We start from the raw sequence: 12,950 nt of genomic DNA, 5'->3' as shown, positions 1-12,950 counted from the left end.
ACGCTCAACGCGTTGCAGCTCGTCCGGGACACGCGCCTCAACCGCGCTTCCGCATCTCCTCGCCATCCACCACCTCCGGCGCCATCGCGGCCCACGCACTGGACGCGAACTGCCGTCGCCAGGTGACGACCACCACGGCCGCCGTGGTCACGAACAGCACCCAGGGGCTGACGAACCAGCCGAGATAGCCGAGCGCGAAGAAGAACGCGCGCTGGCCGCGGTTGAAATGGCGGCCGGCGGATTCGAACAGGCGGGAGGTGCGAATGACATGGGCTTCGGCCTCCGGCGTGTCGCGCCGGTCGGCCGGCGGCATGCCGCCAAACAGGATCGCGACGTAGTTGAACAGGCGATAGGCCCAGGCGAACTTGAAGAAGGCGTAGACGCAGATCAGCACGAGGCCGACGCATTTCAGCTCCCACATCGCGGGTGAGGTGCTGAGGTCGATCGGCAGCTTGCTCAGAATCGTGATCGCATCATTGGTGGCATGCAGCAGCGCCAGCGCGCCGCCGAGCGCGAACAGGCTGGTGGAGGCGAAGAAGGCGGTGCCGCTCTGGAGCGAGGCCATGATCTGCATGTCGACCATGCGCGTCTCGCGGTCGAGCATGCGGCGTACCCAGACCTCGCGATAGCGGTTCATGCGCGCCGACAGGCTGTCGCGGCCGTAGGCCGAGTGCTCCAGCGTCAGGGCATAGACCAGCCATTCGATGATGAAGAAGCCGACGGCGGCGATGTCGACCCAATGCCTGCTCATGTCTGTCTCATGTCTGTCTCTTGGCAAGGACCGCAACGATTGCCACGCATGACGGGGCGCAGCAACGATTGATTGGCGGCAGGCGATGGCGCTAAAAGCAGCTCGCTTGAAGGCGTATCGAGAAGGACTGGTGACATGGCAGCGCTGAAACTCGCGATCGGCAACAAGAACTACTCGTCATGGTCGATGCGGCCCTGGCTCGCGCTCCGCGCCAACGATATTCCGTTCGTGGAGACGCTCATCCCGCTCTACACCGATAATCCCGCCGACAAGGAGCAGATCCTGTCCTTCAGCCGCGCCGGCAAGGTGCCGGTGCTGGTCGACGGCGACATCACGGTGTGGGATTCGCTTGCCATCATCGAGTACGTCGCCGAGCGCTATCCGGAAGTGAAGCTGTGGCCCGACGATGTCGCTGCGCGTGCGCATGCCCGCTCTGTGTGCGCCGAGATGCATTCCGGCTTCATGGCCTTGCGCAACGAATGCGGCATGAACCTGCATCGGCCGATCCGCCCCGTGGCGCTGTCGGCGGACGCCAAGGCCAACATCGCGCGCATCGAGGCGATCTGGCGCGAGTGCCGCACCCGCTATGGCGCGAACGGACCGTTCCTGTTCGGCCGCTTCGGCGCGGCGGACGCGATGTATGCCCCGGTCGTGCACCGCTTTCGCACCTACGCGATCGAGGTGGCGCCGGACACCAAGGCCTACATGGAGACGATGATGGCACTGCCGGCATTCCAGGAATGGACGCGCGACGGGCTTGCCGAAACGCTTGTCATCGCGAAGTTCGAGGACGCCTGACCGCAGGCTTGACGAGGGCGGCCGACCGCCCGCCGGCCGGCGGCCTCAGGCCGGCAACGAGCGAGGAGCGGTGGATCGGGGGGTGCGACACCGGCCTGCGACATGCCGGCGGAACGAGCAGCTCCGCTGGTATCATCGGCCCGCCATTTGTCCCGTTATCATTCTGAAATGACTGAAAAATTTGAGTGCTTGCCATGCTGCCATGGCGCTGGCCAAAACGGCGAGTCGCGTGCTATATAACAGCCCGGGTTTCCGGCCGGCCATCGCAGTGGGACACTGGGCGAGGTAGGCGCTGTTTGAGTAATGGAGAGGGTGTTGAAGCACAAATTTCCCGTGGGATCGCGCGTCCTGTTCACGGCAAGCAACGTCGCGCGTCCCGCTGCCAGCGGCTCGTACGAAGTGATCCGTCTGCTGCCGACCGACGGCGACGACTGCCAGTACCGGATCAAGAGCTCGACCGAAGCCTTCGAGCGCGTCGCCAAGGAAAGCCAGCTCGCGCTATCCTGAAGGCTGACCGCACCCGCGCATTGGTGCCATCAGGGATTTGTGTCCTGCGCCGTCAAAAGGCCAGCTTCACCCTCACAAGGTGGGCCGGGGCAGTTGCCGGCTCGCGGTGCTCGCTTGACCATTCGCTCTTTGCTCGCGTGAGGGGACGTCGCGCATGAACTGGGCATGGGCCACTTCGTTCGACCAAATCTGGCACTCGCCGGCCTTCCCGATGTGGATGACGCTGGTGGCCGCAGGATTCTTCGGATTGATCCTCCTGATCACGCTGCACCGCGCCGACAGATCGGTCGCCAACGGTGCGCTGACCGTCATTACGCTGCTATCCATCGTGATCGCGGGCGCAGCCACCGTGCGCGCCTATGGGCCGGACGGACAGGCGGCCCCGGCCGAGGCGCGCGCGCAGGCCGCGGTTGCCGCGAGCCTGCCGGCACTGTCCTGTCTCGACGATCTCGCGGGCGATGCCGTCGCCGCTGGTTGCGAGAAGGCGCTGTTCGGCGCGCCTGACGCCGCGGCCGCCGCCGTGTCCTACACGGCCGCCAGGATCGACCGGCTGACGGCGCTCGGCGACGCCGCCACGGCCGAGAGGAGCCTGACGCTCGAGATGAAGGTGCTGCGCAAGTCGCTCGAGCGTGATCGCTACGGCCTTGTCGCGCATGTGCTGATCGTGCGCGACGGCTGCACGCAGTTCGATTGCGCCGCGTTCCGCTCGCTGACCGACCAGCAGCAGGTCGCCGCCAACATGGGCTCCCATCTCTACGACACGCTGGTCGCGCGCTACGCGCCGACCTGGAATACGCCCGCAACAGCGCCGGCGATGCCGGCCACCGCCGCGCTTGCCGGGCTGCCGCCGTCGATGCCGACGGGCAAGCCGACCAATGCGGAGTTCCCGAGCGCTGCGTCGACGCCGCCGGTGAGCATCATGAGTGCGGAGCCATCCACGACATCGCGCCAGGCCGCGCCTGCAGCCAACACGGCGCTGCCAGCGCCGCGCGCGCCGGCCGCAACCTCGGCGCAGGCAGCGGCACCCGCCGCCAAGAAACCGCCAGCCCCGAAAGCCGCGCGTGCGCCGGCTGCCGCCCCGGTTCCTCTCGCGCCACCGGCCTCGGCGCCGGCTCCGGCGGCTGCGGATAACGAATAGATCGGCATTCCCAATGCGTGGCTGCCCGGCTAATGCTTGGGCATGTCACTCCATCTGATCAAGCTTGCCGTCGGCTGCGACTCCGTCAAGGAATTGAAGGAGTGGGTGGCCGAACGGATGCAGACCGCCAGGAAGAAGGGTCTGCCGCAACGTCACATCCATATCACCCGCATGGTGCCCAAGCGCGACGCCGAAATCCTCGCCGGCGGTTCGCTCTATTGGGTGATCAAGGGCGAGATCGCCGCGCGGGAAAAGATCATCGGCATCGAGCCGTTCCGCGACAAGGACGGTATCGGGCGCTGCCGGATCGTGATGCAGCCGAAAGTGATCTCGGTCTCGCCGCGGCCGATGCGCCCGTTCCAGGGCTGGCGTTATCTCACCGACGATTCCGTTCCGGCCGATCTCGGCAAGTCCGCGGCCGGCTCGATCGCGGCGATGCCCGAGCCGATGCGGCGCGAGCTGCGTGATCTCGGACTGCTCTAAACCGCGATATTATCGATCAGCCGGGTGGTGCCGAGCTTGGCTGCGACCAGGATCCGCAGGGGCCCATCCTTGCGCGAGGTGACTGGCGCCAGCGTCTCGGCATGGCGGACCTCGTAATAGTCGAGCGCCAAGCCGGCCGCCTTGATCATCTCGGCGCCGCCCGCCATCGCCGGCACGATCGAATCGCCGGCCCGGATGCGCCCGGCACTCTCCTTCATGGCGCGGTAGAGGACAGTGGCGGTCTGGCGCTCCTCGGGCGAGAGGTAGACGTTGCGCGAGGACATCGCGAGCCCGTCGCGCTCGCGCACGGTGCGGGAGCCGAGGACCTTGACGCCGAGGTCGAGGTCGCGCGCCATCTGCGTCACCACCCGCAATTGCTGAAAATCCTTTTCGCCGAAGATCGCAAAGTCCGGCCGGCACTGCGTGAACAGCTTGCCGACGACGGTGGCGACGCCGCCGAAGAAGTGCGGGCGGAAGCGGTCCTCGAGGCCGGCCAGCGCGGGTCCTTCCGGCACGATGCGGGTGGCAAAGCCCTCTGGATACATGGCCTCGACGCCCGGATGCCAGACGATATCGACGTCCTCGGCCGCGAGCTTGGCGATGTCGGCCTTCCAGGTGCGCGGATAGGCACCAAAGTCCTCGGTCGGGGCAAACTGAGTCGGGTTGACGAAGATCGACACCACGACGCGGCTGGCGCGGCGCTGGGCGAGTCGAACCAGCGACACATGCCCATCATGGAGGGCCCCCATGGTCGGGACCAGCGCGATCGTGGCTTTTCGCTTGCGGAGATTGTCGACGGCGCGTCGCAGGGCAGGGACCGTGCGGGCGATCAATGGGCTTGCTGACATCAGGACTCGACGGATTGGGAATCGGGGCAGGAGCGGGCGTCGTGCCCGGCCGGCTAACCTTAACAAGTGGCGATCGTGGACGCCATGCATCCGGATGCGGCACAGCATCCCGCGCAAGGTGGCGCAGGACGTCGCGACGTTGCAGGCCGGATCAAAGACGAAAGACGGCGCCGCGATTCACGATGGAGCAGGGCGCGCTGCGATTTGCATGATCTGTCACGCATTTCACTTGACCGCAGACGCGGTCAACTCGAAGATATTCGCGGGCGACGTTGAGGACCACTATGCTTGTGCAGGCTAGCCAAGGCCGATCGGGCTCGGCGCATGTGGTCGTGCTCGGCAACGAGAAGGGCGGCTCCGGCAAATCGACCACCGCCTTGCACATCGCCGTTGCGCTCCTCAAGGCGGGCCAGCGCGTCGCCACGATCGATCTCGACTGCCGCCAGCAGAGCTTCACCCGCTATATCGACAACCGCGCCGCCTGGGCCCGCCGCACCAAGCTCGATCTCGAACTGCCGGTGCATCGCTGCATCAAGCTCGGCGAGACCATGCAGATCGCCGAGAACGAGCATTCCGAGTTCCTGCAGTTCATGGAAGCGGTCTCGGCGGTCGAGAGCAGCTTCGACTTCATCGTCGTCGATACGCCCGGCACCGACAGCTATCTCATGCGGCTCGCCCATTCGATGGCCGACACCCTGGTGACGCCGATCAACGACAGCTTCCTGGATTTCGACGTGCTCGGTACCGTCGATCCCGCCAACTACGCGGTGACGGGCGAAAGCCACTATGCCGAGATGGTGCGCGACGTCAGGCGCAAGCGCCGCCAGCTCGACGGCGCAACCACCGACTGGATCGTCGTGCGCAACCGCCTGTCCATGCTCGGCTCCCGCAACAAGCAGCTCGTCGCCGAGGGCCTGAAGGATTTGTCGCTGCGGCTTGGCTTCCGCTACGTCGACGGTTTCGCCGAACGCGTCGTCTACCGTGAATTCTTCCCGCGTGGCCTGACCGCCCTCGACGAGATCGATGAGGCCACGCTCGGCATGCGACCCAATCTCGGCCATCTTACCGCGCGGGAGGAGGTGACGAGCCTGCTCCGCCAGCTCAAGCTGCCGCTCGACGAGCGCGGTCGGCGCCGCGCCGCCAACCGGGCCGAGTGGTTCAACCAGGTCGACAAGCCGCTCGAGGTCCACGACATCCTGGGCGTCTGAGGCGGCGGTAATTTGCTACTTTCTACCGATCCAATCAGCCGGTTCCTGCGGGAACCCTGGCTGCGCTCGACGCGTTTTCACTTCGTGTTGACTGCGAAATTGAACCAATCGGGATCGGTTGCGCCGGATGGTGAGCTGCACCTGACGTAGTGGTATGAGGATGGGGTGCACAGAAAACGTGTGCGTCGCACAATGGAAGGGCTGCGATTTCACATTATTTAGCCTTCCTGTCACGCTGCTGTGACATATATTAGCCAATAGGCGACAAGGGACCAAAGAGCCCCGGAAGAACACGATTTTCAACAGGGATTCAGGCAGCTAGGCCTGAGGCTGAGGACGAAAATGAAGCGTGGAATTGCCGTTCTGGTTTCGGTCAGTGCCCTCTGCGGCATCGCCTATTTCACGGCGAGCAAGTGGGCCATCAAGCACGAGACCATCACCTTCTACGACGCCTCGCGCGACAATCGTCCGGTGCCCGTCTACGTCGCGGTGCGCCGTGACAAGGAAATGCAGGCGAACGCCGGCATGATCACGCTGCCGGTCGCCGTGATCAATCACGGCAACACCGTCAAGAACACCGAGTACGGCTTCCTCGCCAACATCTTCGCTGCGCGCGGCTACATGGTCTTGAGCCCGCAGCATGACCTGCCGACCGATCCTCCGATGGTGACCAAGCCCGGCGAGCTCTATGTCGGCCGCCTGCCGCAGATCCTGCGCGGCGTCGCCAACATTCATCTCGCCATGCAGGAGATGAAGAAGGTTCAGCCCAATGCCGACTACGACAAGGTGACGATGGTCGGCCACTCCATGGGCGGTGACATCACGATGTACTTCGCCAAGCAGTATCCGGATGAGGTCAAGAAGGTCGTCACGCTCGACAATCTGCGCGTGCCCTTCGTCACCGCCGGCAAGTTCAAGATCCTGTCGTTCCGCTCCCAGGATCCGCAATTCAAGACCGATGCAGGCGTGCTTCCGACCGACGAGGAATGCGAGAAGGCGGGCATCCAGGTCGTGAAGACCGAATTCCAGCATAACGACATGCGCGACACCGGTCCGGATGTGGCGAAGAGCTCGATCCAGAGCATGCTCGACAAGTTCCTGAGCACGACCGACAGCGAAGTGGGGCCGGTCGACACGCAATCGTCCCCGCCCAAGATCCTCGAGCCTGGCCCGGTCGCCCTGATGGCACCCGCCAAGAGCTGACGCACAAGAGCTGACGTCAGCGCTCGACTGCACCGATCGTCAAAGCCTCCGCCGGCCTGCCCGCGGAGGCTTTGCGCATTGACCGGGCCGCATGCGCTGACCACATTAGCCGCTGACGCAAGGTGCAAGCAGCGATGTCGGGCGAACCTATCAAACCGCGCGGTCGCGATGCCGTCTCGGCGCAAGCAGACGGCGCGCTGCCGCAAGCGGCGACCTCAACCTCGGAAGACATCGCTGCCTTCGTCGCCAAGGCGCGGGCACTTTCACCGCATTCAGCGGGCGCCAAGGGGCGGCTGATCTTCGCGCTGGATGCGACGATGAGCCGGCAGCCGACCTGGGACCTGGCCTGCGCGCTCCAGGCCGACATGTTTCGCGAGACCGCGGCGCTCGGCAGTCTCGACATCCGGCTGGTCTACTATCGCGGCTTCAACGAGTGCCGTGCCACGGGCTGGATCTCCGACAGCGCCAAGCTGGCGGCGCTGATGAGCAAGATCGATTGCCGCGGCGGCGATACCCAGATCGGCAAGGTGTTGAGCGAGGCCCGGCGCGAAGCGGTGGCGTCCGGCGTACGGGCCGTGGTCTTCGTCGGTGATGCCATGGAGGAAAAGGTCGACGAGCTCTACGCCAAGGCCGGCGAGCTCGGCATGCTCAAGGTGCCCGTGTTCGTGTTTCAGGAAGGCCGTGACGCCGTCGCCGAGCAGGCCTTCCGCCAGATCGCGCGCCTGACCGGTGGCGCCTGGTGCCGGTTCGATCCCGGCGCGGCGGCGCAGCTGCGCGAGCTGTTGCGGGCAGCTGCGGCCTATGCAGCCGGCGGACGCGAAGCGTTGCTGAAACTGGCGAAGACCGCGAGCGGCGCGGCGCTTCTGATCGGCCAGATGAAGTAGCGATCGAGCTGGCGCGGCTCGGGCGGCGGTGGATGCGATGCATTTTGCCGCGAGGGCGCCTATATTCCGGTCATGACCCTGATTGCCGGCGCTGTCGCCGTTATCACGCTTTATCTGCTGCTTCAGATGTTCCGCGCGGCCAATCCGGCGGTGCTGGCGCGCACCATCAAGTTTGGGGGCGGTGTGCTGGCGCTGGCGGTCGCGGCCTTCACGGGTTTACGGGGCGAGCTGGCGGTTGCGATCCCGCTCGGAATCTTCGGCGCGGGGCTGCTCGGCTGGACGCCACTGGCGAATGCCGGCTTCGGCAATATCGGCGGGCTGTTCGGCGGCGGTGCGGCGCCGGCGCAAGGGCAGGCTTCGCGCGTGCGCTCGCAATTCCTCGACATGCGGCTCGACCACGATTCCGGGCAGCTTACAGGCCAGATCGTCGCCGGGCCTCACGCCGGGCGCAATCTCGGCGACTTCGATCTCGCCAGCCTGCTGGCGATGGTCCCGACGTTCGACGCCGAGAGCGTGGCCTTACTTGAAAGCTATCTGGACCGCCGGTTTCCCGCTTGGCGTCAGAACGCGCAGGGCGATGCGGCAGGGCGGCAGCGCCGCACGGCGGCGAGCGGCAAAATGACGGCGGAGGAAGCCTATCAGATCCTTGGCTTGCAGCCGGGAGCGGGGCGCGACGACATCAGCCGGGCCCACAAAGCCCTGATGAAGAAACTCCATCCCGACCAGGGGGGCTCGACGTATCTCGCTGCCCGGGTAAACGAGGCCAAGGATACTCTGCTTCGCACGCATAACGGCTAACTCCGGCACTACGCTACAAACGCCCGTACCGCGTGAGCTCCGTTCGCTCCGTCTGCCGTCGCCCCGATGCCCGCCATTGTCGGCGTGGTCGATCCATTGAGTAAAGTTTTAACCGTAAATCCTTGACGAGAGGTTGTCGTGGAACGGCCTTGTCAGGAATAGCCTCGGCATCACCGCATCCCCAAAACGAAAATGCCCGCGCAAGGGCGCGGGCATTTGGCTCGGAACGAAGAAGGGAGATCAGTTGCGCACGGTGATGCAGGAGATCTCGGCGCGCTTCAAGGTGCGGCAGACGGCTTCGGCCTGATCGCGCTCGAGCCCGGCGAAGCGGGCGCGGTAGAGCTTGCGATTGTCCTTGGCGACAACCGGCTCGGTAAACGGATCGGCCTTGCTGAGCAGGCCGCGGGCGGAGCTGCGGGCAGCGTCGATGCGCTGCTGGGCTTCGTTCTCGCTTTCAAGCGCGCCGACCTGGACGATCCAACCGCTGTGAGTGACGGCCGGCTTGGTGGTGCTCATCTGGATCGGCTGCGGCGCCGGGTCGGCGGACGCGAGCTTCGGACCAGCGGGGGCGGGAGCAGCGGCGGTTGCGGCCGGCAGCACCCCGAGGATGCCGTTGCCGGTGCCGAAGCCCGCCGGCTGCCGCGGCAGTTCGGTGCGGGCAATCTCGGCCTTCGGTGCTTCCGGCTGGCTGACCGCCTCGGGCCTGTTGATGAGATCGGCCCGGGCGACGACGGCGCCGGAGGTTTCCGCGACGTCGGAACGGGGTGGGATGGTGCTGGTGATCGGCGGGGCGACGTGAGCCGGGGCGGCGGAGGCGACCTTCACGGCGCCGGCCTTGACTTGAACCGTCTTGACTCGAACCGGCTTCATCGGCTCGGACGAGCCGGGGATGATGGAGAGCGGCTGGCTCGAAATCACGCCATTGGTGAGCGGCGCAGGCTCGACCTTGGATTCAGTCGGCCGAACTTCAGGCTTGCTGGCTTCAGATCTCGCGTGAGCGGGCGGCATCGCGGCAGCCGCAGCGGCCAGCGTCGACAGCCGCGAGGCGAGACGCGACGGGGCGGCTTCAGGAGCAGGGGCGGTGGCCTGAACCTGCGGCGCGGAGCGTGCCGGAGCATCCGAGGCATCGGCGACGTCGGTATTGGCTTCGGCGCCGTTGCGCTCCGTGACCGCGGCGACCGTGTGGACAGTCGCGCCCTTGTCGAGATTCTCCGCGAGCAGGCTGCGCATGATGGCGTCGCGCGAGCCGCCGCTGCGGCCGCCCAGCACCACGCCGATCAGGTGGCGATTGCCGCGGCGGATCGAGGTGACGAGGTTGAAGCCGGAGGCGCGGGTGTAGCCGGTCTTGATGCCGTCTACGCCCTCGACGCTGCCGAGCAGGTGGTTGTGGTTGCGGATCGACTGTCCCCGCCAATTGAAGGTCGAGGTCGCGAAATAGCGATAGTAGCGCGGGAAGCGCTCTTGGATGGCGCGACCGAGCGTCGCCTGGTCGCGCGCGGTGGTGACCTGCTCGTCGTTGGGAAGGCCGTTGGCGTTGCGGTAGACCGTCCTGGACATACCGAGCGAGCGCGCCTTGCGCGTCATCATCTGGGCGAAGTCGTCCTCGTCGCCGGCGATCGCTTCCGCGATCACCACGGCTGCATCGTTGGCCGAGCGGGTGACGAGGCCCTTGATCGCGTCCTCGACGCGGATGGTCTGGCCGGCACGCAGGTTCAGCTTGGTCGGATCCTGATTGGCGGCGTGCTGGGACACCGGCATCTCGGTGTCGAGCTTCATCTTGCCGGATTCGAGGCGCTCGAACAGCAGATAGAGCGTCATGATCTTAGTCAGCGACGCCGGATGGCGGATCCCGTCAGGGCTTGTTGCCTGGAGCACCGCGCCGGAATTGCCGTCGACGATGATGGACGCGAATTTCGGGCTCGAACTCTCGGACACATCGCGCTGGACGCGGTGATGCACCTGGTGGCGGCGATGGCGCCGCGCCTCCGCTGCATCGGTGGTGATGATGACCGCGATGGTGACCGTAAGAAGCCCCAAAACGCCAACCCGCGCCAAGCGCGAGGAAGACAAGTTGTTACGAAGCATGGAACCCCGTCCCCGTTTCTGACTTGATCACCGGCCCGTGGGGCGAAATTGTGCCCAATGGTCCCGGGATCATTACCTGCTCAGGCTGTCCCTCCGCTGGTGTTCGCCGCGGGGGACGTTGGACCCGAGCCGCTGTTCTGGCTAAGGTGATGTTCTCAAACGGCTTTGGCCGCCTGCGGAAGTGAACACGTCCAGGGAATCAGGGTAGGGCGCCGCGGTTTCCAAAAGCTTAAGGAACCCTTGCGGGAACCCCCGGGAATCTCCGCGATTTGCGTTGGTTTTTTGTGCGACGCACAAGATTCTTGACATTTTTGTGCGTTGCACTATTTTTGGGCGAAGTCAGGGAGCCGGGGCTTCCCGACGCGAGCCAGGGAAAAGGATTCCGACATGTTCAAGGTTGAAGACTTTCAGAACTACGGGAAAGAGCAGTTCGAGCAGTGCGTTGCCTCCGCGACCTCGGTACAGCACGGCCTCCAGGCGATCGCCAGCGCCTATGGCGACTATACGAAGAAGTCGTTCGAAGACACCAAGTCCTTCGTCGAGAAGCTGTCCGGTGTGAAGTCGCTGGACAAGGCGATGGAAGCGCAGACCGATTTTGCCCGTTCCGCCTACGAGACCTTCGTTGCGGAATCGCAGAAGATCGCCGGCCTCTACAGCGATCTCGCCAAGCAGGCGTTCAAGCCGGTCGAGACCATCGTGTCGAAGTTCACCCCGGCCGCGAACTGACCCGCTCAACGCGCTCCTGGAATCAAAAGCCCGGCCAGATCTGGCCGGGCTTTTCGTTTGTGGATGCTGATGAGAATGACTTCGCGACCCGCGGCTTGGAAATCTGCGCCAAGATGTTCTTGAACGCGTCCGATGTCTGAAGGCGCTGGATTTGTTGTCCGCGAGAATCGGAGGCTCGGCCTCCCATTCGGTCCAATTGATCGAGGCACGGACATTGGTGGTGCCGACGTTGACGTCCTTCGAGAACGGGATGATCGAATCGAGCGCGACCTGCAGCGAAGTACGTGCTTGCACTGCGCGGCTATAGTTTACCGCGGCGCCGATGAAACTCAGCACGGGCACCAGCGATGGCGGAGATCGTGCCGATATTGCCTTGCTCGGCCGCTGCAAAGCGGACGAACTGTCGACCGGGGCGGCTGAGGAGGCAGGCGAGACTTGGCGGTCCACGAAATCTATGTCCTGCCCGATTTCGCGGCACGCCATTGAACGGCAGGTAAATCAGACCGTAGAAGGCCGGAGCCATCCTCGAAAAACCGTCGCAGGCCGGTTAACGGCCGGGTTCCTGGTCAACATGTTCTAAACTTACCGGGCGGAAATTTTTGTCAAATCGGTCCGGATTGATTAACCTGACGAGGATCGCCCGGACCGGGAATCGGGACTGCCACCGCCGCATCGGCCCGATCTACGCATGCTTGCGGCCAGCCGTGGGCAGGCCCATATTGCTGGCGAACGGTCCGGCTCGAGCCGGATGTGTTGGGAGCGGCGATCCAACAAGGCGGCGCGCCTGCGCCAGGCTCCGAAGGGCGGAGTCGCGCGGTGACCGCCATGCGCTTCCGTGGGGAATTTGAACGCCTGTGCCATGCCGCAATTGACTTCCAGTATCGACCTGTTCGCGCCAGCCGCTGCCGACGCTCCTCGCATGAGCAATGACGAGAACCGTTCGGGCAGCCCCTCGGGTCCGAACACTTCGGTCATCACCAAGGTCAAGCCTAAGACCAAACGGCCGAACCTGTATCGCGTGCTGATCCTGAACGACGACTACACGCCGATGGAGTTCGTCGTCCACGTGCTGGAGAAGTTCTTCAACAAGGACGTCGAAGCGGCGACCAAGATCATGCTGCACGTCCATCATCATGGCATCGGCGAGTGCGGCGTGTTCACCTATGAGATCGCCGAGACCAAGGTGACGCAGGTGATGGATTTTGCCCGCAAGCACCAGCATCCGCTGCAATGCGTGATGGAAAAGAAGTAAGACGCCTCGCGGCGCGCGTTTGAAGCCGGCGCTTGTGCAAGTCGCGGCGTGATTGTTGCAGTCACGGCTGCGCGCGAGTCCCGTTGCTGCCGGCAAGACTACGAAATTCCGCGCCGGCGCCGATCCCGCCCAAATCGGAACGGGTTTTGCATTGAAAATACCGCAGGTGTGTCGCCGCCGAGTCGCGGAACCGGTCTTTCGCCGCGGTCTTGTATAACTATATGTGACAAAGGTTGTTGTTGCCTGACCGGGCGATGACGATCATGATG

The 12,950-nt window shown here is 64.7% G+C and carries 14 protein-coding genes; 11 read left to right on the top strand and 3 right to left on the bottom strand.

Annotated elements, in window-relative coordinates; all coding sequences use genetic code 11:
• Nucleotides 1–37 precede the first annotated feature (37 nt).
• The gene (locus tag ABIA42_RS16980; RefSeq protein ID WP_271529488.1) at nucleotides 38–751 is read right to left on the bottom strand and encodes a DUF599 domain-containing protein; all 714 of its coding nucleotides are present in this window, start codon (nucleotides 749–751) and stop codon (nucleotides 38–40) included.
• A 135-nt stretch (nucleotides 752–886) separates the two neighbouring features.
• On the opposite strand from ABIA42_RS16980, the gene ABIA42_RS16975 reads away from it, so the two are divergent.
• The 4 genes from ABIA42_RS16975 (at nucleotide 887) to ABIA42_RS16960 (ending at nucleotide 3,677) form a co-directional block, all read left to right on the top strand.
• A complete protein-coding gene (locus ABIA42_RS16975; protein ID WP_370123062.1) occupies nucleotides 887–1,549 on the top strand; it encodes a glutathione S-transferase family protein in 663 nt (220 codons plus the stop codon).
• A 303-nt stretch (nucleotides 1,550–1,852) separates the two neighbouring features.
• Nucleotides 1,853–2,056 carry a hypothetical protein gene (locus tag ABIA42_RS16970; RefSeq protein ID WP_085966667.1) on the top strand — a complete coding sequence of 68 codons (204 nt, stop codon included), beginning with the start codon at nucleotides 1,853–1,855 and terminating at the stop codon, nucleotides 2,054–2,056.
• Nucleotides 2,057–2,210: 154 nt separating this feature from the next.
• A complete protein-coding gene (locus tag ABIA42_RS16965; RefSeq protein WP_370123065.1) occupies nucleotides 2,211–3,194 on the top strand; it encodes a hypothetical protein in 984 nt (327 codons plus the stop codon).
• Between the two features lie 42 nt (nucleotides 3,195–3,236).
• The gene (locus tag ABIA42_RS16960) at nucleotides 3,237–3,677 is read left to right on the top strand and encodes a DUF1489 family protein (RefSeq protein WP_271529483.1); all 441 of its coding nucleotides are present in this window, start codon (nucleotides 3,237–3,239) and stop codon (nucleotides 3,675–3,677) included.
• Here the strand turns inward: ABIA42_RS16960 and panC are convergent.
• Complete coding sequence (gene panC, locus ABIA42_RS16955) at nucleotides 3,674–4,525, bottom strand: pantoate--beta-alanine ligase (RefSeq protein WP_370123068.1); 852 nt, start codon at nucleotides 4,523–4,525, stop codon at nucleotides 3,674–3,676. The genes ABIA42_RS16960 and panC overlap by 4 nt on opposite strands.
• Before the next feature lie 284 nt (nucleotides 4,526–4,809).
• Between panC and ABIA42_RS16950 the strand changes: the two genes are divergently transcribed.
• The 4 genes from ABIA42_RS16950 (at nucleotide 4,810) to ABIA42_RS16935 (ending at nucleotide 8,618) form a co-directional block, all read left to right on the top strand.
• Nucleotides 4,810–5,733, top strand: a complete 924-nt coding sequence (locus ABIA42_RS16950; RefSeq protein ID WP_370123071.1) for a division plane positioning ATPase MipZ — start codon at nucleotides 4,810–4,812, stop codon at nucleotides 5,731–5,733.
• A 342-nt stretch (nucleotides 5,734–6,075) separates the two neighbouring features.
• Entirely contained in the window at nucleotides 6,076–6,936 is an 861-nt protein-coding gene (locus ABIA42_RS16945) for an alpha/beta fold hydrolase (RefSeq protein WP_271529479.1), read from the top strand.
• Nucleotides 6,937–7,070: 134 nt separating this feature from the next.
• Nucleotides 7,071–7,820, top strand: coding sequence for a VWA domain-containing protein (locus ABIA42_RS16940; protein ID WP_271529478.1), 750 nt, complete (start codon nucleotides 7,071–7,073; stop codon nucleotides 7,818–7,820).
• Between the two features lie 72 nt (nucleotides 7,821–7,892).
• Complete coding sequence (locus ABIA42_RS16935; protein WP_370123074.1) at nucleotides 7,893–8,618, top strand: DnaJ domain-containing protein; 726 nt, start codon at nucleotides 7,893–7,895, stop codon at nucleotides 8,616–8,618.
• A 240-nt stretch (nucleotides 8,619–8,858) separates the two neighbouring features.
• Here the strand turns inward: ABIA42_RS16935 and ABIA42_RS16930 are convergent, their stop codons facing one another.
• Nucleotides 8,859–10,703, bottom strand: a complete 1,845-nt coding sequence (locus ABIA42_RS16930) for a serine hydrolase (protein WP_370123077.1) — start codon at nucleotides 10,701–10,703, stop codon at nucleotides 8,859–8,861.
• 387 nt (nucleotides 10,704–11,090) lie between these two features.
• Here ABIA42_RS16930 and ABIA42_RS16925 point away from each other — a divergent pair, with 387 nt between their 5' ends.
• The 3 genes from ABIA42_RS16925 (at nucleotide 11,091) to clpS (ending at nucleotide 12,681) form a co-directional block, all read left to right on the top strand.
• Complete coding sequence (locus ABIA42_RS16925) at nucleotides 11,091–11,429, top strand: phasin family protein (protein ID WP_024341049.1); 339 nt, start codon at nucleotides 11,091–11,093, stop codon at nucleotides 11,427–11,429.
• A 322-nt stretch (nucleotides 11,430–11,751) separates the two neighbouring features.
• Complete coding sequence (locus ABIA42_RS16920) at nucleotides 11,752–12,009, top strand: hypothetical protein (RefSeq protein ID WP_370123080.1); 258 nt, start codon at nucleotides 11,752–11,754, stop codon at nucleotides 12,007–12,009.
• 339 nt (nucleotides 12,010–12,348) lie between these two features.
• The gene (gene clpS / locus ABIA42_RS16915; RefSeq protein WP_028135886.1) at nucleotides 12,349–12,681 is read left to right on the top strand and encodes an ATP-dependent Clp protease adapter ClpS; all 333 of its coding nucleotides are present in this window, start codon (nucleotides 12,349–12,351) and stop codon (nucleotides 12,679–12,681) included.
• Nucleotides 12,682–12,950 lie beyond the last annotated feature (269 nt).

The sequence above is a fragment of the Bradyrhizobium sp. USDA 327 genome (genome assembly GCF_041262065.1).
In the GTDB taxonomy this organism is placed as follows: domain Bacteria; phylum Pseudomonadota; class Alphaproteobacteria; order Rhizobiales; family Xanthobacteraceae; genus Bradyrhizobium; species Bradyrhizobium liaoningense.
This window is presented reverse-complemented; position numbering and strand designations above follow the sequence as displayed.